This is a genomic window from Pseudomonas sp. 29 (genome assembly GCF_002754355.1).
Taxonomy (GTDB): Bacteria; Pseudomonadota; Gammaproteobacteria; order Pseudomonadales; family Pseudomonadaceae; genus Aquipseudomonas; species Aquipseudomonas neuropathica.
Genome location: NZ_PEEY01000001.1, coordinates 321,362 through 341,554, shown reverse-complemented (window position 1 = coordinate 341,554; position 20,193 = coordinate 321,362). Strand labels below are relative to the sequence as shown.

19 protein-coding genes are annotated in these 20,193 nt (G+C 60.2%); 8 read left to right on the top strand and 11 right to left on the bottom strand.

What is annotated here, in order from left to right; translation table 11 throughout:
* Window positions 1-91: 91 nt before the first annotated feature.
* On the top strand, window positions 92-568 hold the full coding sequence (locus CLU80_RS01505; RefSeq protein WP_099756563.1) for a (R)-mandelonitrile lyase: 477 nt from the start codon (window positions 92-94) through the stop codon (window positions 566-568).
* Between the two features lie 198 nt (window positions 569-766).
* Here the strand turns inward: CLU80_RS01505 and paoC are convergent, their stop codons facing one another.
* The 4 genes from paoC to CLU80_RS01485 all read right to left on the bottom strand — a co-directional run bounded on the left by paoC (window position 767) and on the right by CLU80_RS01485 (window position 6,583).
* On the bottom strand, window positions 767-2,965 hold the full coding sequence (paoC, locus tag CLU80_RS01500; protein WP_099756562.1) for an aldehyde oxidoreductase molybdenum-binding subunit PaoC: 2,199 nt from the start codon (window positions 2,963-2,965) through the stop codon (window positions 767-769).
* On the bottom strand, window positions 2,962-3,918 hold the full coding sequence (locus tag CLU80_RS01495; RefSeq protein ID WP_099756561.1) for an FAD binding domain-containing protein: 957 nt from the start codon (window positions 3,916-3,918) through the stop codon (window positions 2,962-2,964). The genes paoC and CLU80_RS01495 overlap by 4 nt, the downstream gene beginning before the upstream one ends.
* The gene (paoA, locus tag CLU80_RS01490) at window positions 3,915-4,538 is read right to left on the bottom strand and encodes an aldehyde dehydrogenase iron-sulfur subunit PaoA (RefSeq protein ID WP_093440843.1); all 624 of its coding nucleotides are present in this window, start codon (window positions 4,536-4,538) and stop codon (window positions 3,915-3,917) included. Before paoA ends, CLU80_RS01495 begins: the two co-directional genes overlap by 4 nt.
* A gap of 290 nt (window positions 4,539-4,828) precedes the next feature.
* Window positions 4,829-6,583, bottom strand: a complete 1,755-nt coding sequence (locus CLU80_RS01485) for an L-lactate permease (RefSeq protein WP_099756560.1) — start codon at window positions 6,581-6,583, stop codon at window positions 4,829-4,831.
* A gap of 243 nt (window positions 6,584-6,826) precedes the next feature.
* On the opposite strand from CLU80_RS01485, the gene CLU80_RS01480 reads away from it, so the two are divergent.
* Together CLU80_RS01480 and CLU80_RS01475 are read left to right on the top strand one after the other, a co-directional pair.
* Window positions 6,827-7,030: a hypothetical protein gene (locus tag CLU80_RS01480; RefSeq protein WP_095124556.1), complete on the top strand. Its 204-nt coding sequence runs from the start codon at window positions 6,827-6,829 to the stop codon at window positions 7,028-7,030.
* Between the two features lie 115 nt (window positions 7,031-7,145).
* Window positions 7,146-8,210: a hypothetical protein gene (locus tag CLU80_RS01475; protein WP_095047968.1), complete on the top strand. Its 1,065-nt coding sequence runs from the start codon at window positions 7,146-7,148 to the stop codon at window positions 8,208-8,210.
* Between the two features lie 71 nt (window positions 8,211-8,281).
* Here CLU80_RS01475 and CLU80_RS01470 read toward each other — a convergent pair whose 3' ends face one another.
* The gene (locus CLU80_RS01470; RefSeq protein ID WP_099756559.1) at window positions 8,282-8,557 is read right to left on the bottom strand and encodes a hypothetical protein; all 276 of its coding nucleotides are present in this window, start codon (window positions 8,555-8,557) and stop codon (window positions 8,282-8,284) included.
* Between the two features lie 306 nt (window positions 8,558-8,863).
* On the opposite strand from CLU80_RS01470, the gene CLU80_RS01465 reads away from it, so the two are divergent.
* Entirely contained in the window at window positions 8,864-9,946 is a 1,083-nt protein-coding gene (locus CLU80_RS01465) for a hypothetical protein (RefSeq protein WP_099756558.1), read from the top strand.
* A 2-nt stretch (window positions 9,947-9,948) separates the two neighbouring features.
* The gene (locus CLU80_RS01460) at window positions 9,949-10,302 is read left to right on the top strand and encodes a DUF1428 domain-containing protein (RefSeq protein ID WP_093440829.1); all 354 of its coding nucleotides are present in this window, start codon (window positions 9,949-9,951) and stop codon (window positions 10,300-10,302) included.
* Between the two features lie 116 nt (window positions 10,303-10,418).
* Here the strand turns inward: CLU80_RS01460 and CLU80_RS01455 are convergent, their stop codons facing one another.
* Window positions 10,419-10,610: a hypothetical protein gene (locus CLU80_RS01455; protein WP_093440824.1), complete on the bottom strand. Its 192-nt coding sequence runs from the start codon at window positions 10,608-10,610 to the stop codon at window positions 10,419-10,421.
* A 107-nt stretch (window positions 10,611-10,717) separates the two neighbouring features.
* Between CLU80_RS01455 and thpR the strand changes: the two genes are divergently transcribed.
* On the top strand, window positions 10,718-11,239 hold the full coding sequence (gene thpR, locus CLU80_RS01450) for an RNA 2',3'-cyclic phosphodiesterase (protein ID WP_099756557.1): 522 nt from the start codon (window positions 10,718-10,720) through the stop codon (window positions 11,237-11,239).
* A gap of 249 nt (window positions 11,240-11,488) precedes the next feature.
* Here thpR and CLU80_RS01440 read toward each other — a convergent pair whose 3' ends face one another.
* The 5 genes from CLU80_RS01440 to CLU80_RS01420 all read right to left on the bottom strand — a co-directional run bounded on the left by CLU80_RS01440 (window position 11,489) and on the right by CLU80_RS01420 (window position 16,735).
* Window positions 11,489-12,586, bottom strand: a complete 1,098-nt coding sequence (locus tag CLU80_RS01440; protein WP_034155530.1) for a polyamine ABC transporter substrate-binding protein — start codon at window positions 12,584-12,586, stop codon at window positions 11,489-11,491.
* A 98-nt stretch (window positions 12,587-12,684) separates the two neighbouring features.
* Entirely contained in the window at window positions 12,685-13,560 is an 876-nt protein-coding gene (locus CLU80_RS01435; RefSeq protein ID WP_038365610.1) for an ABC transporter permease subunit, read from the bottom strand.
* Complete coding sequence (locus CLU80_RS01430; RefSeq protein WP_034155532.1) at window positions 13,557-14,471, bottom strand: ABC transporter permease subunit; 915 nt, start codon at window positions 14,469-14,471, stop codon at window positions 13,557-13,559. Before CLU80_RS01430 ends, CLU80_RS01435 begins: the two co-directional genes overlap by 4 nt.
* A complete protein-coding gene (locus CLU80_RS01425) occupies window positions 14,468-15,610 on the bottom strand; it encodes an ABC transporter ATP-binding protein (protein WP_077572275.1) in 1,143 nt (380 codons plus the stop codon). Before CLU80_RS01425 ends, CLU80_RS01430 begins: the two co-directional genes overlap by 4 nt.
* 363 nt (window positions 15,611-15,973) lie before the next feature.
* Entirely contained in the window at window positions 15,974-16,735 is a 762-nt protein-coding gene (locus tag CLU80_RS01420; protein ID WP_099756556.1) for a gamma-glutamyl-gamma-aminobutyrate hydrolase family protein, read from the bottom strand.
* 282 nt (window positions 16,736-17,017) lie between these two features.
* Here CLU80_RS01420 and CLU80_RS01415 point away from each other — a divergent pair, with 282 nt between their 5' ends.
* Both CLU80_RS01415 and CLU80_RS01410 read left to right on the top strand, forming a co-directional pair.
* Window positions 17,018-18,394: a glutamine synthetase family protein gene (locus CLU80_RS01415; RefSeq protein WP_093440801.1), complete on the top strand. Its 1,377-nt coding sequence runs from the start codon at window positions 17,018-17,020 to the stop codon at window positions 18,392-18,394.
* A gap of 268 nt (window positions 18,395-18,662) precedes the next feature.
* Complete coding sequence (locus tag CLU80_RS01410; RefSeq protein ID WP_099756555.1) at window positions 18,663-20,153, top strand: aldehyde dehydrogenase; 1,491 nt, start codon at window positions 18,663-18,665, stop codon at window positions 20,151-20,153.
* The last annotated feature ends 40 nt before the right edge of the window (window positions 20,154-20,193 follow it).

The following is a 20,193-nucleotide window of genomic DNA, read 5'->3' as shown; positions in this document are numbered from 1 at the left end:
GGGTCCTGCATAAGTTTTTTCGAATTCTAGTCGATTATCTGAAGAGTTGGTGCCGTTAGAGTAGTGGCACTGTTTATTTGGAGACATTGCCATGAACCCGATCGCCGCTTCTGCGTTGACCCTTTCCCTGTTGGCGGGTGAGGTGCAGGCCAATGAAACGCCACGAGTGACCGTCACCCCGAATGGTTCGCAACCTTCGGCCAAGGGCCCGGCAGATTGGTTCACTGGCACTGTGCGGGTGGATGCGCCGTTCAAAGGCTCCGACGCGGCGCGGATCAGTGGCGCGACAGTGACGTTTGAGCCGGGCGCGCGTACCGCGTGGCATACGCATCCGTTGGGGCAGACATTGATCGTCACGGCCGGTTCCGGGTTTGTGCAGGAGTGGGGGCAGTCGGTTCGTGAGATTCGTCCAGGGGATACGGTGTGGATTGCGCCGGGGGCCAAGCATTGGCACGGTGCGGCGCCCGGTACGGCGATGACTCATATCGCGATTGCTGAAGTGCTCGATGGCAAAGTCGCGGATTGGATGGAGCAGGTGAGTGATGAGCAATATCCGTCAACCGAGTGAGGCTTTTCCCTCACCCCAGCCCTCTCCCGAAGGGAGAGGGGGCCGACCGAGGTGTCTGGCGTCATACATCGACCTGAGAGACCGAGACGATTATGGATTCACAGCAAAACGTTCAAGTCGGCGCAGCTCCCGAATATCCCCGGATCGGTCCCCTCTCCCTTTGGGAGAGGGCTAGGGTGAGGGGCTCTTTTCAGGCGTTTAGATCATCTCCGGCAGTGAAGAAAGGATTTTATCGAGGGTAATCGGATACTCCCGCACCCGCGCTCCGGTGGCGTTGTAGATCGCATTCGCCACCGCCGCACTGACCCCGCAAATCCCCAACTCACCGACACCCTTGGCCTTCATCGGCGAAGACACTGGATCAGTCTCATCAAGAAAAATCACCTCCTGATGCGGAATGTCGGCATGCACCGGCACCTCGTACCCGGCCAGATCATGGTTGACGAAAAAGCCCAGCTTCTTGTCCACCGCCAACTCTTCCATCAACGCGGCACCGACGCCCATGGTCATTGCGCCGATCACCTGACTGCGTGCCGAAGTCGGATTGAGAATCCGCCCTGCTGCACACACCGCCAACATGCGCCGCACGCGCACTTCACCGGTGGCCGCGTCGACGGCGACTTCGACGAAATGCGCACCGAAGGTCGACTGCTGATACTTCTCGGCCAGATCACCGAACTCGATGCTGTCCTCGCCGACCAGCGCGCCGCCTTCAGCCGCGTTGCGCAACGGTACGCTCTTGTTGCCGAGCCGCACCTGACCGTCGACAAACTCCGCCTGATCCGCCGCCATGCCCAGCTTGCCCGCCACCGCTTCACGCAGTTTTACGCACGCGGCATAGACCCCGGAGGTCGAGCAGTTACCGCCGAACTGGCCGCCGGAGCCGGCCGACACAGGGAAGTTCGAGTCACCCAGCCGCACCACCACCGCGTCGAGGCTTACGCCCATCATCTCGGCGGCAGTCTGCGCGATGATCGTATAGCTGCCGGTGCCGATATCGGTCATGTCGGTTTCCACAACAATCTTGCCGTCACGCTCCAAATGAACGCGGGCGCCGGACTTGACCAGCAGGTTGTTGCGAAACGCCGCCGCCACGCCCATGCCGATCAGCCAGCGACCTTCACGACGGCTAGCCGGTTGAGCCTTGCGCTGGTTCCAGCCGAATTTCTCGGCCCCGGTCTGCAGGCACTTGATCAATTGCCGCTGGGAAAACGGCCGTTCGGTCTTCACTGGATCAACCTGCGTATCGTTGAGAATGCGGAATTGCACCGGGTCCATCTTCAGTTGCTCGGCCATCTCATCCATGGCGATTTCCAGCACCATCAACCCCGGTGCTTCACCCGGTGCACGCATGGCGTTGCCTTCGGGCAAATCGAGCGGCGCGAGGCGCATGCTCACGCGACGGTTTTCGGCGGCGTACAGCAACTGGCTCGGTTGTGCGGCGAGCTCGACCTTGCCGTCGGCGAGGTTGCCCGACCAGCCCTCGTGGGCGATGGCGGTGAGCTTGCCGTCCGCCGTGGCGCCCATGCGGATGCGCTGAATTGTCGCCGGACGGTGCGTGGTGTTGTTGGCCATCTGCGGGCGGGCGAGGGCCACTTTCACCGGTCGGCCAGCCATGCGCGCACCGAGGGCGGCAAGAATCGCGTCGGCGCGGATGAACAGCTTGCCGCCGAAACCGCCACCGATATACGGCGAGACCAAACGAACTTTTTCCTTCGGTAAACCGAGGGTTTTCGCAATGTCGCCGACACTCCAGGCGACCATCTGGTTGGAGGTCCACAAGGTCAGTTGATCGCCTTTCCACGCTGCCAATGTCGCGTGGGGTTCCATCATCGCGTGGGACTGGTCCGGGGTGGTGTAAGTCTGATCGAACTGTACCGGCGCGGCGGCAAAGGCCTTGTCGAAGTCACCATGATTGACGTCGGGCAACTCGTCTTTCGGCTCGACGCCCAAGTCTTTCACGCTGGCCAGATCGAACTTGCCTTCGACGGCTTCGTAATCGACCTTGACCCGTTGCGCGGCGGCGCGGGCCTGTTCGAAGGTCTCAGCGACGACCAACGCGACGGCCTGCTGATAATGCTGCACTTCGGGACCGGCGAGCAGGTGGGCGGCGTTGTATTGACCCTTGTCGAGCTTGCCGGCATTGGCGGCGGTGACAATCGCCAGCACGCCCGGCGCGGCTTTCGCCTCGTCCAGATGAATGGCTTTGATCCGCCCTTTGGCGATGGCCGCATCGACCATGACACCGTAAGCCTGATTGGCGGCCGCTTCATGTTGCTCGTAGGCATACGTGGCCTGCCCGCAGGTTTTCAACGGGCCTTCGATGCGCTCGGTGGGTTGGCCGATGACCTTCAACTGGTCGATCGGGTTGGTGGTGGCGGGCGTGTCGAATTTCATGCCTCATCCCTCGCTTGCGCCAACACCGAGCCGAGCGTGCGCTCGACCAGGGTCAGTTTGAATTGGTTGTCGTGGGTCGGCGTGGCGCCGTCGAGCAGGCGTTCGCTGACGGCTTTGGCGCCTTTTGGCAGCAGCGCTTCGGCCTCTTCAATTCGCCACGGTTTCGGCGCGATACCGCCGACCGCAACGCGGCCACTGCCGTCCTTTTGCAGGATCAGACCAACCGAGACCAGCGCGAATGCGTAGGACGAACGATCACGCACCTTGTGATAAATGTGGGTGCCGCCGACGGGCGCGGGCAGTGTCACCGAGGTGATGAACTCGCCGGGCGTCAGGCTGGTTTCGATGTTCGGCGTGGTACCGGGCAACTGGTGAAAGTCGGCCATGGCGATGCTGCGGGTGCTGCCGTCGGGTTTCACCGTGTCAATCTGCGCATCGAGAGCACGCATGGCAATCGCCATGTCACTCGGGTGCGTAGCGATGCAGGCGTCGCTGACGCCGATGATGCCCAGTTGCCGACTGACCCCGCCAATCGCCGAGCAACCGCTGCCGGGATTGCGTTTGTTGCAGGCTTGATGGGTGTCGTAGAAATACGGGCAGCGCGTGCGTTGCAGCAGGTTGCCGGCGGTGCTCGCCATGTTGCGCAACTGTCCGGAAGCCCCGGCGAGCAAGGCGCGCGAGAGCAGGGCGTAGTCTTGCCGCACGCGCATATCGGCCGCCAGATCGGTGTTGCGCACCAGCGCGCCGATGCGCAAGCCGCCCTCGGGTGTGGCTTCGATCTGATCCAGGCCGAGGTGGTTGACGTCGATCAGGTGCAGCGGGGTTTCGATGTCGAGTTTCATCAAGTCCAGCAGGTTGGTGCCGCCAGCGATGAAGCGTGCGCCCTCGACCTGTGCGGCTTGCGCAGCGGCAGCGGCGGGGGAGTCGGCGCGGCTGTAATTGAACGGTCTCATGCCGGTACCTCCGCGACTTCGGTGATGGCTTCGATGATGTTCGAGTACGCACCGCAGCGGCAGATATTGCCGCTCATGCGTTCCTGAAACTCTCTGGCGATCAACTGCGGCGCCTCGGTGAGGCTCTCACTGACGTGGCTGGGGATGCCGTCGCGGATTTCCTTGATCACTGACACCGCCGAGCAGATCTGCCCCGGTGTGCAATAGCCGCACTGATAGCCGTCGTGCTTGATGAATGCGGCCTGCATCGGGTGCAGATTGTCCGGCATGCCGAGGCCTTCGATGGTGGTGATCTCGCTGCCTTCGTGCATCACCGCCAGGGTCAGGCAAGAGTTGATGCGTCGACCATCGGCGATCACCGTGCAGGCGCCGCACTGGCCGTGGTCGCAGCCTTTTTTGGTGCCGCTCAGGTGCAGGTGCTCGCGCAAGGCATCGAGCAGGGTGGTGCGGGTGTCGACGTCAAGCGCACGCGGCTTGCCGTTGACGTTGATCGTCACTTTGCTCATAGCCGGTTGCTCCAGATTGGCCGCGTAGGCCTTGAGGCTGATAAACGGCGGCATCGCGAACGCGGTGGCGGTCACGGCGCCGAGGATCAGAAATCCGCGTCGGGAAATCGTCATGGTTCGATTCCTTTTCTCTCTTCATCAGGGCAGCAGGGTCGTGAATGGCCCAAGCGGGCAGCCAGCGTCATCGCCGGTCTCGTAAAGGAGTGACTGCCGAAGAGAGGAAAAGGTTTTTGCGGATTTGCGCTATAGAGTTATGCGTGTGGTTCATCAATCGCCTGACTTGGCACAAATCCCTGTGGGAGCGAGCTTGCTCGCGAAGAGGCCGGCACATTCAACCTCTTCATCGACTGAACGGACGCCTTCGCGAGCAAGCTCGCTCCCACAGGGGAATGGGGTCTACCTGGCTAATGCGAGCCAACCACCATATGCGTAAACGGCGCCACATACGCCTGCAACGTCACCAGTCCGCCGACCAGAATCGCCAGCACAATCGAGTGGAAGAACACATAGCGCAAAATCTCGCCCTCATGCCCGTACCAGCGGGTCGCGGTGGAGGCGACCACGATCGATTGCGCATCGACCATTTTGCCCATCACCCCGCCGGAGCTGTTCGCCGCCGCCATCAGGATCGGACTGATCCCGAGCTGTTCCGACGTCACCCGCTGCAAGCCGCCAAACAGTACGTTCGATGCGGTATCGGAACCGGTCAGCGCGACGCCCAGCCAACCGAGCAACGTGCCGAACATCGGGTAGAAAATCCCCGTCGCGGCAAACGCCAGGCCCATGGTCGCGTCGAGTCCCGAGTAGCGCGTGAGAAACCCTAGCGCCAGCATCGCCGCAATGGTGATCAACGAAAACCGCACCACCCACAACGTGCGCAGGTATTGCTTGATCAGTTGCGGGATCGAATAGCCCATCAGCAAACCACCGACAATCGCCGCCAGCAGAATCCCGCTGCCGGTGGCGGTGAACCAGGTGAATTTGTACACCGCTTCCTCGGCTTTCGGGGCGGGTACCACCGGCGGGACTTTTTGCACTTGCAGGTGCAGGGTGGTGAAAGTCACGGCTGGGGCGAAGATCGGATTAGCCTCGTTCAGCGGCTTGCCAGTCGGGTCGAGTTTGGCCGAGTGGGTGACCGGATCGATCGCCGGCCGGACATCGAAGATGTTCTTGAAGCCCTGAGTGCCCCAGGCAAACACGAACACGGTGAGGATGATCCACGGCATCCACGCGCGCATCACCGCCGGGCGCGCCTGATCGCTGAACGCGGCGCTGGCAGTGATTTTTTCTTCCTCGACTTTGGAGTTGTCGACGCGCCCTGACAGCGCTGCTGAGGTGTGAATGGTCGCCGGTTTCCATACCTTCAAAAACAGCGTCAGACAGGCCATGGAAATCAGCGCGGCGATCACGTCCACCAACATTGGGCCGTGGTAGTTCGACACCAGAAATTGCGGGATCGCGAAGCTGACGCCGGCCACCAGAATCGCCGGCCAGATCTCCAGCATCTTGCGCCACCCGGCGAAGGCCCAGATCAGCCAGAACGGCACTAGCACCGAGAAAAACGGCAACTGCCGACCAACCATCATCGACAGTTCCATTTCATCCAGCCCGGTAACTTTGGCCAGCGTGATGATCGGCGTACCGAGTGCGCCGAATGCCACCGGCGCGGTGTTGGCGATCAGCGCCAGACCTGACGCGGCCAACGGCGAAAACCCCAGCCCGATCAGAATCGCCCCGGTCACCGCTACCGGCGTGCCGAACCCCGCCGCACCTTCGAAAAACGCACCGAAGCAGAACGCGATCAGCAACAACTGCAAACGGCGGTCATCAGTGATCCGCGCAAGGGAATCCTGCAGCACTTTGAACGAGCCGTTCTCGGTGGTCAGACGGTGCAGAAAGATGATGTTGAGGACGATCCAGCCGATTGGCAGCAAGCCATTCGCCGCACCGAACAACGCCGCAGAACCGGCCATGCTCGCCGGCATGCCGAAGGCAAAAATCGAAATCAGCAGGGCGGACGCCAGCGCCAGCAGCGCCGCGAGATGCGCCTTGACGTGGAAGAACGCCAGCGCCGCAAGCATCACCACCACCGGTACGGCGGCCATGAGCGTGGAGATCACCGGGTTGCCGAACGGGTCGTAAATTTGCTGCCAGACCATGGTCCACCTCTGCTTGTTGTTATTGAGGGCGCAGATCCATTGCGTGGTGCTTGGTTGCAAGGAGTATAGGTGGCGTTTCGCCGCCGCTCGGTCAGCGCGGGCTGGGCGACAAACGGTCGATAGTGGCCACTGAATCAAAGGCGTTTTGCCCGGTCGTATCTGCGGCTGCGCGCACCGCGTCCTGAAGGCGCGGGCAGCGTCGCCGATTCCGTCGTCAAGACCTTGGTTTTAGGGAAGTGTTGAATGAAGCGTGCAACAACAATACTGCTGACCGTGACCGCCGCCGTATTGCTCGGCGGCTGTGTCGCGGATTTTGATGATGACCACCGCCATGGCCGGCATTACGACCGCGATCATGGCCGCAATTACGACCACGACCGGCGCTGGGACGACCGCGATGATCGTCGCGACGGGCGTCGCTACTACCGCGATCGGGATGATGATTGACTGAGTTCTGCGCGCCCCATTAGTAGAACAGTCGCGCAGACGCGGGGGAGTGGACGCAATGATGGCAATTCAGTAGCATCGCCGTTTTTTTTCCCCTTCTCCCCCAAGGATGATCATGTCTGTGGCTTTGCTGTCGCGCCGTATACCCGTTGTTATCAGTGCAGTTCTGTCGGGCCTGCTGCTGTCGGGGTGCACCCAGTTGGGAACCTATCAGGATTCGGTCGCACCTGATGCCGCTAAGCTGCGCTTTGTCGCCAGCACCGATAACGCGTCGGTGGATTATTACGATGCAGAGCATTGCGATGGCCAGACCACCGGCTTGCTCAACAACCTGTTCATCGTCGACAGTGCGCGCCGGGTGGGCATGAGCGTGGCGCCCCCGGAAAAGGCCAAGAGCTACCTGGAAATCAAGCTGCCGCCCGACAAGGAAATGTACCTGAAGGTCAACACCCAGACCGGTTATGCCGTGTGCGGGTCGGGTTTCAGCTTCAAACCTCAGCGCGATACAGAATATGAGCTGACCTTCGACCTCAAGGGCCGCCAGTGTTCGACGCTGATGCAGCGCGTGCAGCGCATCGATGGCAAGGACGTACGCACGCCGCTCCCGATGAAACGCGAGGGGCTGGCGGCCTGTGCCGGGCGCAACCCGATCTTTCCCAAGCCGCCAGTGCTGCTGCCGGATACGCCGGAGCGGACGGTCATGATCGACCGCATCGTCAATGGCAGCCTCTTCGTGGTGTTGAAGTCCGACGCGAAGACGCGCGCCGCGACGACGTTTACGCCGGAAAAACTCGATTCGCTGGTCAGCGAGCGCAAGGCGAAAATGGGCTTTGAACTGCCAGACGATTACTGGGCGCTGTACCGTCAGAATCTAGACGCCTTCAACATTGAGGGTTCCGCGATTCCCAGCGAGGCGATCACCCGTTCCAGCGACGAGTATCGCAAACGTCTGCGCAGTATCGACGACAAGCGCTTGAAAGAATGGTCTGCCGTCGATGGTACTTCCGGCAAGCGTGGCAATGCGGTGCAGGCCGACATGGAAACCGGCATGATCACGTACTACTTCCAGTCGTCCAAGGAGGTCATGGGCGAAACCGTCATACGCCATCTCGACCGTATGGCCAAAATGGATGCGCAGTACAACGTCTGCTCGCGTTACGCCGAGTGCTGGAAGCGCTGAACGGCGCAATCCTGATGTGAAAAAGCCCGCTGCGCCGATACGGCCAGTGGGCTTTTTTGTGCCTGTTGCAATTAAAAATGAGCGCTCGCCCGGACGCTGGATCGCGCAGGCACAGAGGCCTCGATGTCCAGCAAATGGGTGGCGAGAATGTCGCTCAGAAAACGGAACTGATCGTTGATGCCGACCACTTCATTGTTGAAATGATTCGTGGCGGCGGGCATCAGCAGATCTTCGAAATCTTTGTTGAACACCAGCGCTTGAGCCTTATGCGACACGGCGTGCTGGTCGTAATAGTTGCTGCCGAACACCGGGAAACTCACGGAGAGTGTGACGTGGGTGTGAATCATGTTGTGAACTCCTCGTTGTGTTTCGGATGGGTCAATCGTGCCTTTGATGGGCGGTGGGCGGAAGGCAATCGTGGCGATGGTGAATATCGATGGCAGTGATGGTTAGAGTTTTTGGGGTGTTGCTGATGGCCTTATCGCTGGCAAGCCAGCTCCCACAAGTTCTGAGGCGATCACAAAATCTGCGGCTGCTGGAAATCCTTGTGGGAGCTGGCTTGCCAGCGATGAGGCCGGTACATCCAAAATCAGGCTCAATTGACACACCTATACTCAAATCTGCATCCCACTCATCTCAAGGACACCGCCACCGTGAACTCGCGTGCGCTGCTCGTCGCCGCACTGTTGCTGCTGGCCGGCTGCGCCACTTCGGCGCGGGCGCCGGTGTCAGCGCCGCAAGCCGTGTTTGTCTCGCCGCAGACCTGGCAGCAGATCGACCGCGAAATCGTCAGCGCTTCGCAGCAAGCCACCGAGCAAGTCAAAGTCTTTGCCCGTGGCTCGATGGAACATTGGCGTACTCGCGTCTATCAGCAAACTGAAGAAAATTTCATTCCGTGGTTCAGCAGCTACTGGACCCAGGAATGGCTGTCGATGAAAGTCAGTTGGTACACGATCAATGCCGGCGGTGAGCAGGACGCCTCGGCCAAGCGGCTGGCGGCGTATCTGCTTGAGCAATATCAGGAAAGGGTGCTGGCGCCGGTGGCGGTGGAGATCGATCCGGATGCAATTCTGGGGCAGGCGACGGCGTTCTATGCGCAGTTGATGGCGCAACAGATGCCGCTCATCGCCCAGCGTCATGGTGTGCCTGTCGCTCAGCTCAACGGGCGTTTGCAGAAAATCCCCGCCATTGCACTGGGTCCGCCGCCAGCGCGGGATGCTTCGTTGTTTCAAGTGATCAGCACGGAACCATTGAACACCTTGCCGGCCTATGCCGCGTTGATCGACAAGATTCACACTGACGGCGGCGCCAAGGGCATTGCCTCGACCGATGCCGGCATGGCCCCGGTGGCCAAGCGCGCCAGTCAGCGGATGGAAGCGGAAATGGCGCCGCGCGGGGCCGCCAGTGCTGTAGCGGCTGCGGCGGGGAAACTGGCTGGAGGGCTGATCTCGGTCGGTGTCGCCGGCATTCGCGCCATCCTCCAGGCCAATGACCGGCCCGACAGCGAAGCGCTGATTCGCAGCAGTCTGGGCAGCACCTTTGACAAGGCCTGGCTGAAACTGGTGCAAAACCCGACGACCGGGGTTATGGCCGGCACGTTGCACGTGGCCGGGCAGGTCGAGCGCAATCTGGGTGGGGGTGATGAACCGTCGGTCGGCTTGGGCGTGAATCCTGTCGAATGGCAGCCGCCGCAATCGACTAACCAGCAGATCGAACCCAACGTGCAAGGAGAGTGATCATGGCTTACATCGATATTTTTGTAGCGCCGGTGCCAACCGCCAATCGTGAGCAGTACAAAAAACACTGTGAAATCGCCGCGAAGCTGTTCAAGGAATACGGTGCACAGGATGTGATGCAGTGCTGGGGCGATGACGTGCCGGAGGGCAAGGTCACGTCATTTCCGATGGCGGTCAAACTCAAGGAAGGCGAGACGGTTTCATCCGGCTGGCTGATCTGGCCCGACAAGGCCACTCGCGACGCTGGCATGGGCAAAATGATGGAAGATCCGCGCATGCAACCGGACGTCAACCCGATGGGGTTTGATGGCCAGCGGATGATCTTTGGTGGCTTTAAAAATATCCTCGAACCCTGAAACCAGCGTAAATCTTTTGTAGGAGTGAGCCTGCTCGCGATCGCGGTGGGTCTGTCAATGAAGCATTGAATGTGCGAACGCCATCGCGAGCAGGCTCACTCCTACAGGTATTGTGTTCACTCCGAGGGGGTGATGCGACAGCTTTTACGGTTGCGGATCTGCTCGTCCGTCGGGCGTTCGCGGACGAATTCGAAGCGCGGCTCACCTTCGCTGTAATGCACCAGCCAGCCCCATTCCAGTTCACTTTCATCCTGCCCGGGATTGGGCGGGCGGGCCCACCACGGTTCTTTGCTGAGGATCGCGCGCATGGCGGCCTCCGGTTGATGGCAATCCTTGAACTATAGCTTCCTGTCACGAGTCGTCAGATCAGGCTGTGTAGAATCCGGCGGATCACTTTGAACAGGGGAGCAGGGCCATGACCGAAGAAGCGAAGCGACTGTTTTTCGCCCTCGATTGCCCGGCGGTGCAACGCAAGGCAATTGCTCAGTGGCGCGGGGAGTTGGGTTTACGCACCGGTAAGCCGGTGCCGGCGGACAATTTTCACCTGACGCTGCTGTTTCTCGGCGCCGTGCCCTTGGCGCAGATCAACGAAGTCTGTGAGGCCGCCGGACAAGTGCGTACGCCGGGAGAGGCCTTGAGAATTCCGCTTGATCGACTGCAGGTCTGGCATCGCCCCGGGGTGTTGTCGCTCGCGCCCGAGCAGGCACCGCCGGCGTTGCTGCGCCTGGTCTACGCGCTGGAACAGGTGATGTTGCCGTTCGGTTTTGAAGAGACGCCCCGCGAGTTTCGTCCGCATCTGACCCTGGCCCGAGACTACCGTGCGCCAGAGCCGGAATCTGCTACGCCGCCAGAGTTTTTCCTGCGCGCTGAACGTTTTGCCTTGTTCGAATCGCACAAAGGGCGCTATCGGATCCTGCAGGACTGGTCGCTGATCTGAGGCACAAAAAAAGGCGCCCGAGGGCGCCTGAAATTCACCTTGACCGAGGAAGCCAGGTGAGGCCGTTCATTGCAGGGTGCAGCGGTGGTAAGGCGCTGCGTGAACGGGAAATCATAAATTTCTTCGAGTCAGCCACTGACCCTGTGGGAGCGAGCTTGCTCGCGAAGGCGTCGGCACATCCAACATCTTTAGCGGTTGTTCACCCGCTTTCGCGAGCAAGCTCGCTCCCACATTTTGATTTTCGCTGGCTTATTTACCGAGTTTCACTCGGGTCCAGCCACGGGTCATGATTCGCTGTGTGGCAATCGGCTGATCCGGCACCGCATACAACGTCGCCATCACCGCTTGCGACGGGTACGAACCCGGGTCGTTGCGGATCGCTTCATCCACCAATGGCGTCGCCGCCGCATTGGCGTTGCTGTAGCCGTTGCTGTTGGTGATCTCGGCAATGATGTCCGGACGCATCAGAAAGTCCATGAACAGGTAGGCGTTCTCGACGTTCGCCGCATCGCGCGGGATCGCGACCATGTCGTAGAAGCTGCCGGCGCCTTCCTTGGGAATGCTGTAGTCGATCACCACGTTGTTGCCCGATTCCACCGCGCGGGCCTTGGCCTGCAGCACGTCGCCGGAGTAACCGACCGCGACGCAGATGTTGCCGTTGGCCAGATCCGAGATGTATTTCGAGGAGTGGAAGTACGCCACGTTCGGGCGGATTTTCATGAACAGCGCCTCGGCTTCCTTGATGTGCGCGGTGTCCTTGTCGTTCACCGGGTAGCCCAGGTAGTGCAGGGCGGCCGGGATCATTTCAGTCGGCGAATCGAGAAAACTGATGCCACAGGCTTTGAGTTTTTCAGCGTTTTCCGGTTTGAACAGCAGGTCCCAGGAATTGGTCGGGGCGTTGGCGCCGAGCACTTCCTTGACCTTGGCCGGGTTGAAGCCGATGCCGATCGAGCCCCACATGTACGGGAACGCGTGGGCGTTGTCCGGATCACTGGCGGCGGCGTTTTTCAGCAGCACCGGGTTGAGATTCTTCCAGTTCGGCAGCTTGGATTTGTCCAGCGTCTGATAGACGCCGGCCTTGATCTGCTTGGCCAGGAAACTGTTCGACGGCACGACCAGGTCGTAGCCGGATTTGCCCGCCAACAAACGCGCCTCAAGGGTTTCGTTGCTGTCGAAGACGTCGTAGGTCACGCGGATGCCGGTCTCGTCTTCGAACTTCTTGACCGTATCCGGCGCGATGTAATCGGACCAGTTGTAAACACGCAGCACCTTGTCGTTGGCCTGGGCGCCCATGACCATCGCGCCCATTAAGGACAGTGTCAGCAGAGTCCTGCCAAACATTTTCATCGGTACAACTCCATTCTTTTTATTCACGTTACGCAAAGCCCCCTCACCCTAACCCTCTACCAGGGGGAGAGGGGACTGACCGAGGGGCTGACTACAGGTTAAGCGGTTGCTGCGGATTGCTGAGGCTGCCACGACTCGTTTGCGGTCTGATCCATCGCTTCCTGAATCGCTCGTTTGCGATTGGCTTCTGCCTTGCGGCCGAAGTACCAGACCAGGAAGGTCACCAGCGACACCGCCAGCAGAATCAGGCTGGCCACGGCGTTGATCTCAGGCTTGACGCCCAGACGCACCGCCGAGAACACTTCCATCGGCAGGGTCGTCGAACCCGGCCCGGAAACGAAGCTTGCCAACACCAGGTCATCCAGCGACAGAGCGAACGACATCATCCCGCCCGCCGCCAGCGACGGCGCGATCATTGGAATGGTGATCAGGAAAAACACCTTGAACGGTTTCGCGCCGAGGTCCATCGCCGCTTCTTCGATCGACAGATCCAGTTCCCGCAAGCGCGCGGAGACTACCACCGCGACATAAGCGGCACAAAACGTGGTGTGGGCGATCCAGATCGTGACGATGCCACGCTCCTGTGGCCAGCCGATCAACTGCGCCATGGCCACGAACAGCAGCAACAGCGACAGACCGGTGATCACTTCAGGCATCACCAACGGCGCGGTGACCAGACCACCGAACAGCGTGCGACCCTTGAAGCGCGTGACGCGGGTCAGCACGAAAGCGGCGAGGGTGCCCAACGCTACAGCGGCGATCGCGGTGTAGCAGGCGATTTCCAGCGAGCGCACCACTGAGCCCATCAGTTGCGTGTTGTCGAGCAAACCGACGTACCACTTCACCGACCAGCCGCCCCAGACTGTCACCAGTTTGGATGCGTTGAACGAGTAGATCACCAGAATCAGCATCGGCAGATAAATGAACATCAGGCCGAAGATCAACATGAACTTGGAAAAACCGAAGCGTTTCATCCCCGTGCCTCCATCTCTTTGGCCTGGCTGCGGTTGAACAGCAGAATCGGCACAATCAGGATCAACAGCATCACCACCGCCAAGGCAGACGCCACCGGCCAGTCGCGGTTATTGAAGAACTCTTGCCACAGCACGCGACCGATCATCAGGGTCTCCGGGCCACCCAACAGTTCCGGAATCACGAACTCACCGACCACCGGAATGAACACCAGCATGCAGCCGGCAATAATCCCGTTCTTGGCCAGCGGCACGGTGATTTTCCAGAAGTTGTTGAAGTTGCTCGAACCCAAGTCCTGCGCGGCTTCCAGCAGACTGCCATCGTGCTTGACGAGGTTGGCGTACAGCGGCAACACCATGAACGGCAAGTAGGCGTAGACCACGCCGATATACACGGCCGTGTTGGTGTTGAGGATCTCGATCGGGTGATCGGTCAGCCCCGTCCACATCAGAAACGCGTTGAGCAGACCGTTGTTGCTGAGGATGCCCATCCACGCATAAACGCGGATCAGGATCGCGGTCCAGGTCGGCATCATGATCAACAGTAGCAGGACGTTTTGCGTTTCCTTGCCGGTCTTGGTGATCGCGTAGGCCATCGGGAAACCGATCAGCAGGCACATCATCGTGCTCAGTGCCGCCACCTTCAGCGAACCGAGGTAGGCCGACAGGTACAGCTCGTCTTCGCCGAGCATGGTGTAGTTGCCGATGTTGAGCATCAGCTGGAATTTCTGTTCGGCGTAGGTGTAGATCTCCGAGTACGGCGGGATCGACAGCGCGGCTTCCGAGAAACTGATCTTCATCACCAGAAAGAACGGCAGCATGAAGAACAGGAACAGCCAGATGAACGGAATGCCGATCACCAGTTTTCGCCCGCTGGGCACCAGGCGCAGGAATTGCTGATTGAAGGTTCTCATGAGCGCAGTACCACGCCGCTGTCGTCTTCCCACCAGACGTAAACCTTGTCGTCCCAGGTCGGACGCGCGCCACGGCGTTCGGCGTTGGCCATGAACGACTGGACGATTTTGCCGCCGGGCAATTCGACGTAGAACACCGAGTGACCGCCGAGGTAGGCGATGTCATGCACCTTGCCTTCGGACCAGTTGTAGCGGAATTCCGGTTTAGTGGTGCTGACGAGCATTTTTTCCGGACGGATCGCGTAGGTGACCGACTTGTCCTGCACCGAAGTGCTGACGCCGTGACCGACGTAGATCTTCTGCTGCAAGTCCGGGCTGTGGATGATCGCGTGACCTTCAAGGTCTTCCACCACGGTGCCATCGAAGGCGTTCACGTTACCGATGAACTCGCAGACCATGCGGCTGACCGGCGCTTCATAAATGTCGACCGGGCTGCCGATCTGGGCGATCCAGCCGAGGTGCATGATCGCGATGCGCTCGGCCATGGTCATGGCCTCTTCCTGGTCGTGGGTCACCATCACGCAGGTTACGCCGACGCGTTCGATGATCTGCACCAGTTCCAGTTGCATCTGCGAACGCAGCTTTTTATCCAGCGCGCCCATCGGCTCGTCGAGCAGCAACAGCTTCGGACGCTTGGCCAGCGAACGGGCGAGGGCGACGCGCTGACGCTGACCGCCGGACAACTGGTGCGGACGGCGTTTGGCGTATTGGGTCATATGCACCAGACGCAGCATTTCATCGACACGGGCATCGATTTCACTGGCCGGCAAACGGTCCTGCTTGAGGCCGAAGGCGATGTTCTGCGCGACGGTCATGTGTGGGAACAGCGCGTAGGACTGGAACATCATGTTGATCGGCCGCTCGTACGGCGGCATGTCGGTGATGTCCACGCCGTCGAGCAGAATCCGCCCTTCGGTCGGCCGCTCGAAACCGGCGAGCATGCGCAGCAGGGTCGATTTTCCCGAACCGGAGCCGCCGAGCAGGGCGAAGATTTCGCCCTGATGGATCTCCAGGGACACATCGTCCACTGCCACGGTTTCGTCGAACTTCTTGGTGACACGATCGACTTTCACCAGCACCTTTTTCGGTTGCTGATGACCTTCAAGTGCCTTCCTGTAAGTGCTGGAGGCGTTTGCCATGTGAAACTCCCAACAGGTTTCGTTCGCCTGGCCAATGTGGCCGGGCTTAAGTGGATTGCAAGCCTGCAGGTGCATTCCCGGTCGGATCACATCCCCCTGTGGGAGCGAGCTTGCTCGCGAAAACGTCGTGTCAGTCGACGTCGTTGTTGCCTGACACACCGCTTTCGCGAGCAAGCTCGCTCCCACAGGGTATTGCATTGATCTGAAGGTCTTGCTCCCGCCGTCCGGCTTGGTCGGCGCCGCCGTCCTGGCTGCCTGGGTCGTACTTGTTGTTATTACGGGTGTTGTTCACGAATGACGGATGCGCAAAGGCACACCCGACGTCCGTGGGGGCAGTAAATCGTTACGGATTCTTGGGTTGAGTCAGCGCTGGTTGCGCCGCGTCGCCCGTTGCCGGCAAGCCGCGCCGAAGGCCTGGAAAATCTTCAGGTAGTTCGGGTTGTCCAGTACTTGCCATTCCGGGTGCCATTGCACGCCGAGGGCGAAGGTCGGGCTGTGCTCGACCGAGATCGCCTCGATCAAGCTGTCCGGCGCCACCGCTTCGGCACGCAAGCCGGGAGCGAGGCGATCAATGCCCTGGCTGTGAATCGAGTTGACCTGGAACTCGCCGGGCAATCCCAGCGCCTCGAATACGCCGCCAGCAAGCACGGTCACCGCGTGAGCCGGCGCGTATTGCACGGCCACATCAGGGCTGTCGGCTTCACGGTGATCAAGCATGCCCGGCAACTCATGCACCCTCTGATGCAGGCTGCCGCCGAACGCCACGTTCATTTCCTGGAAGCCCCGGCAAATGCCGAGCACCGGAACGCCCGCCGCGATGGCTGCACGTAATAAAGGAAGGGTGGTGGCATCCCGCGCCGGATCATGATCCGTGCCGGGTTCGCTGGCCGGGCCTTGATAGTGGAAGGGCTCCACGTTCGAGGGCGAGCCGGTCAGCAGCAGACCGTCGAGTTGACCGAGCAGGTCTTCGATTTCAGTCAGCTTGCCAAGGGAAGGAATGACCACTGGCAGCCCGTTAGCGCCAACGCTGACAGCACGTACGTACTTGTCGCCGCTGATGTGATAGGGGTGCAGGCCAATCTGTTTGACGCACGCAGTAACGCCGATCAATGGCTTGAATGCCATTTTTATTCACCTCGAAGTTTGACACTTGAACGAGCTTTTCCGGAGCTTAGCCTCGTTGATTTTAATTAACAACTGCCATGTAAAAAATTCTAAACGCCGTTCATCAAATCTTCATGATTCTCGGGGCTGTGGCGCCTGAATTGGCACGCAGGTGTTAAAAAAAGCCCGAAAAATAAACCATGAGCGCCCATCTGTTCGCTATTGACTTCACTTTGCCGTTCGGGTTGACTGGCTCGGCGAAACAGTAGTGAACATAATAATTAACAGCTAAATAGGTGCATCATGTCGGTCCCTCTGCGTACCGTTCAACTCAACGAAGCAAACGCATTCCTTAAGAAATATCCTGAGGTTTTGTACGTCGACCTTCTGATTGCGGATATGAACGGTGTGGTGCGCGGCAAGCGTATCGAACGCACCAGTCTTCATAAGGTTTACGAAAAGGGCATCAACCTGCCGGCCTCGCTTTTCGCGCTCGACATCAACGGCTCCACGGTGGAAAGCACCGGTCTGGGTCTGGATATCGGCGACGCTGACCGCATCTGCTACCCGATCCCCGGCACCCTGAGCATCGAACCGTGGCAGAAGCGCCCAACCGCACAACTCTTGATGACCATGCACGAAATCGAAGGTCAGCCATTCTTCGCTGACCCGCGTGAAGTGCTGGCCAACGTCGTACGCAAATTCGATGACCTCGGGCTGACCATCTGCGCAGCATTCGAACTCGAGTTCTATCTGATCGATCAGGACAACGTGAACGGCCGTCCACAATCGCCACGTTCGCCGGTGTCCGGCAAGCGTCCGGTGTCGACTCAGGTGTATTTGATCGACGATCTCGACGAATACGTCGATTGCCTGCAAGACATCCTTGAAGGCGCGAAAGAGCAGGGCATCCCGGCTGACGCGATCGTCAAGGAAAGCGCCCCGGCGCAGTTCGAAGTCAACCTGCATCACGTCTCCGACCCGATCAAGGCGTGCGACTACGCCGTCCTGCTCAAGCGTCTGGTGAAGAACATCGCCTACGACCACGAGATGGACACTACCTTCATGGCCAAGCCGTATCCGGGCCAGGCGGGCAACGGTCTGCACGTGCACATTTCGATCCTGGACAAAGAGGGCAACAACATCTTTGCCAGCGAGGATCCCGAGCAGAACGCCGCACTGCGTCACGCGATCGGCGGTGTGCTGGAGACCCTGCCTGCGCAAATGGCGTTCCTCTGCCCGAACGTCAACTCGTACCGCCGCTTTGGCGCGCAGTTCTACGTACCGAACTCGCCGAGCTGGGGCATCGACAACCGCACCGTTGCGGTCCGTGTGCCAACCGGTTCGGCCGACGCTGTGCGTATCGAGCATCGCGTCGCCGGTGCCGATGCCAACCCGTACTTGCTGATGGCGTCGGTGCTGGCCGGTGTTCACCACGGTCTGACCAATCAGATCGAGCCGGGCGCCCCGGTGGAAGGCAACAGCTACGAGCAGAACGAACAGAGCCTGCCGAACAACCTGCGCGATGCACTGCGCGAGCTGGACGACAGCGAAGTCATGGCCCGCTACATCGACCCGATGTACATCGACGTGTTTGTCGCGTGTAAAGAGAGTGAGCTGGCCGAGTTTGAGAACTCGATTTCTGACCTTGAGTACAACTGGTATCTGCATACGGTGTGATTGGCTGAGGCCCTCAAAAGCTGAAGAGCCCCTCACCTTAACCCTCTCCCGGAGGGAGAGGGGACTGATCCGGGGATGCTCGGGCAATCCGCTGACCTGAACGATTTTTGCCGAATCCATATTCGACTCGGTCGTTCAGGTCGGTGCAGATCCCAAGGCACTTCGGTCGGTCCCCTCTACCCCCGGGAGAGGGCTAGGGTGAGGGCAGCCATCTCAACCCAGACACAGCAACCCGACACCCCCAATCCCCCCTTGTCGAGCCACAACAATGACAACGACCCGCAACGACTGGGAACAACGCTTCCAGTCCCTGACCATCGAAGCCCGCGCGTTCATCAACGGTGAATACCGCCCGGCCATCAGTGGCGACACGTTTGAATGCCTGAGCCCCGTCGACGGGCGTTACCTCGCCTCCGTGGCCAGCACCGATGAAGCCGACGCCAACCTCGCCGTTGAAGTCGCGCGTCAGTCTTTTGAATCCGGCGTGTGGGCAAAAAAAGCCCCGGCCGAGCGCAAGCGCATCCTGATTCGCTTCGCCGATCTGATCCTGCAGAACCAGGAAGAGCTGGCGCTGCTGGAAACCCTCGACATGGGTAAACCGATCAGCGATTCGATGAGCATCGACATCCCGGCGACCGCCAACGCGATCCGCTGGAGCGCCGAAGCCATCGACAAGATCTACGACGAAGTCGCCGCCACACCCCACGACCAACTCGGCCTCGTCACTCGCGAGCCGTCGGGCGTCGTTGCGGCGATCGTGCCGTGGAACTTCCCGCTGATCATGGCCAGCTGGAAATTCGCGCCGGCCCTGGCGGCGGGCAACTCGTTCATCCTCAAGCCTTCGGAAAAATCGCCGCTGACGGCGATCCGCATTGCTCAGCTTGCGCTGGATGCCGGCATTCCGAAAGGCGTGTTCAACGTGCTGCCAGGCTTCGGCCACACCGTCGGCAAGGCGCTGGCGTTGCACATGGACGTCGACGTGCTGGCCTTCACCGGCTCCACGGCGATTGCCAAGCAACTGATGATTTATGCCGGGCAAAGCAACATGAAACGCGTCTGGCTCGAAGCCGGGGGCAAGAGTCCGAATGTGGTGTTTGCCGACGCCCCGGACTTGCGCGCGGCAGCACAAGCAGCGGCCGGCGCCATTGCCTTCAATCAGGGCGAAGTCTGCACCGCTGGTTCGCGTTTGCTGGTCGAGCGTTCGATCCGCGAGCAGTTCATTCCGCTGTTGGTGGAAGCGTTGCAAGCGTGGAAACCGGGTCATTCACTCGATCCGGCGACCACCGTCGGTGCCGTGGTCGATCAGCGTCAACTCGACAATGTGCTGCGCTACATCAGCATCGGTCGCGAGCAGGGCGCCGAACTGATCGCCGGCGGCCAACGCACCCTCGAAGAAACCGGCGGCCTCTATGTGCAACCGGCGCTGTTCGACGGCGTGACCAACGCGATGACCATCGCCCAGGAAGAAATCTTTGGCCCAGTGCTGTCGCTGATCACCTTCGACACCGCCGAAGAAGCGCTGCAGATCGCCAACGACAGCATCTTCGGCCTCGCCGCCGGCGTCTGGACCAGCAACCTCAGCAAGGCGCACACCTTCGCCCGTGGCCTGCGTGCCGGCAGCGTCTGGGTCAACCAGTACGACGGTGGCGACATGACCGCACCGTTCGGTGGTTTCAAGCAGTCGGGCAACGGTCGCGATAAATCGCTGCACGCGTTCGACAAGTACACCGAGCTGAAAGCGACCTGGATCAAGCTCTGACTCTATTACAGCGGTGGTCGCCTTTGATTGGCGGCCCTCG

What these genes read in the sequence shown, in the direction of transcription:
- CLU80_RS01410 (WP_099756555.1), top strand. Translation starts at nt 18,663, where the DNA reads ATGACAACGACCCGCAACGACTGGGAACAACGCTTCCAGTCCCTGACC.
- CLU80_RS01420 (WP_099756556.1), bottom strand. Translation starts at nt 16,735, where the DNA reads ATGGCATTCAAGCCATTGATCGGCGTTACTGCGTGCGTCAAACAGATT.
- CLU80_RS01425 (WP_077572275.1), bottom strand. Translation starts at nt 15,610, where the DNA reads ATGGCAAACGCCTCCAGCACTTACAGGAAGGCACTTGAAGGTCATCAG.
- CLU80_RS01460 (WP_093440829.1), top strand. Translation starts at nt 9,949, where the DNA reads ATGGCTTACATCGATATTTTTGTAGCGCCGGTGCCAACCGCCAATCGT.
- paoA (WP_093440843.1), bottom strand. Translation starts at nt 4,538, where the DNA reads ATGACGATTTCCCGACGCGGATTTCTGATCCTCGGCGCCGTGACCGCC.
- CLU80_RS01455 (WP_093440824.1), bottom strand. Translation starts at nt 10,610, where the DNA reads ATGCGCGCGATCCTCAGCAAAGAACCGTGGTGGGCCCGCCCGCCCAAT.
- CLU80_RS01435 (WP_038365610.1), bottom strand. Translation starts at nt 13,560, where the DNA reads ATGAAACGCTTCGGTTTTTCCAAGTTCATGTTGATCTTCGGCCTGATG.
- CLU80_RS01480 (WP_095124556.1), top strand. Translation starts at nt 6,827, where the DNA reads ATGAAGCGTGCAACAACAATACTGCTGACCGTGACCGCCGCCGTATTG.
- CLU80_RS01430 (WP_034155532.1), bottom strand. Translation starts at nt 14,471, where the DNA reads ATGAGAACCTTCAATCAGCAATTCCTGCGCCTGGTGCCCAGCGGGCGA.
- CLU80_RS01475 (WP_095047968.1), top strand. Translation starts at nt 7,146, where the DNA reads ATGTCTGTGGCTTTGCTGTCGCGCCGTATACCCGTTGTTATCAGTGCA.
- CLU80_RS01470 (WP_099756559.1), bottom strand. Translation starts at nt 8,557, where the DNA reads ATGATTCACACCCACGTCACACTCTCCGTGAGTTTCCCGGTGTTCGGC.
- paoC (WP_099756562.1), bottom strand. Translation starts at nt 2,965, where the DNA reads ATGAAATTCGACACGCCCGCCACCACCAACCCGATCGACCAGTTGAAG.
- CLU80_RS01440 (WP_034155530.1), bottom strand. Translation starts at nt 12,586, where the DNA reads ATGAAAATGTTTGGCAGGACTCTGCTGACACTGTCCTTAATGGGCGCG.
- CLU80_RS01415 (WP_093440801.1), top strand. Translation starts at nt 17,018, where the DNA reads ATGTCGGTCCCTCTGCGTACCGTTCAACTCAACGAAGCAAACGCATTC.
- CLU80_RS01495 (WP_099756561.1), bottom strand. Translation starts at nt 3,918, where the DNA reads ATGAGACCGTTCAATTACAGCCGCGCCGACTCCCCCGCCGCTGCCGCT.
- CLU80_RS01505 (WP_099756563.1), top strand. Translation starts at nt 92, where the DNA reads ATGAACCCGATCGCCGCTTCTGCGTTGACCCTTTCCCTGTTGGCGGGT.
- thpR (WP_099756557.1), top strand. Translation starts at nt 10,718, where the DNA reads ATGACCGAAGAAGCGAAGCGACTGTTTTTCGCCCTCGATTGCCCGGCG.
- CLU80_RS01485 (WP_099756560.1), bottom strand. Translation starts at nt 6,583, where the DNA reads ATGGTCTGGCAGCAAATTTACGACCCGTTCGGCAACCCGGTGATCTCC.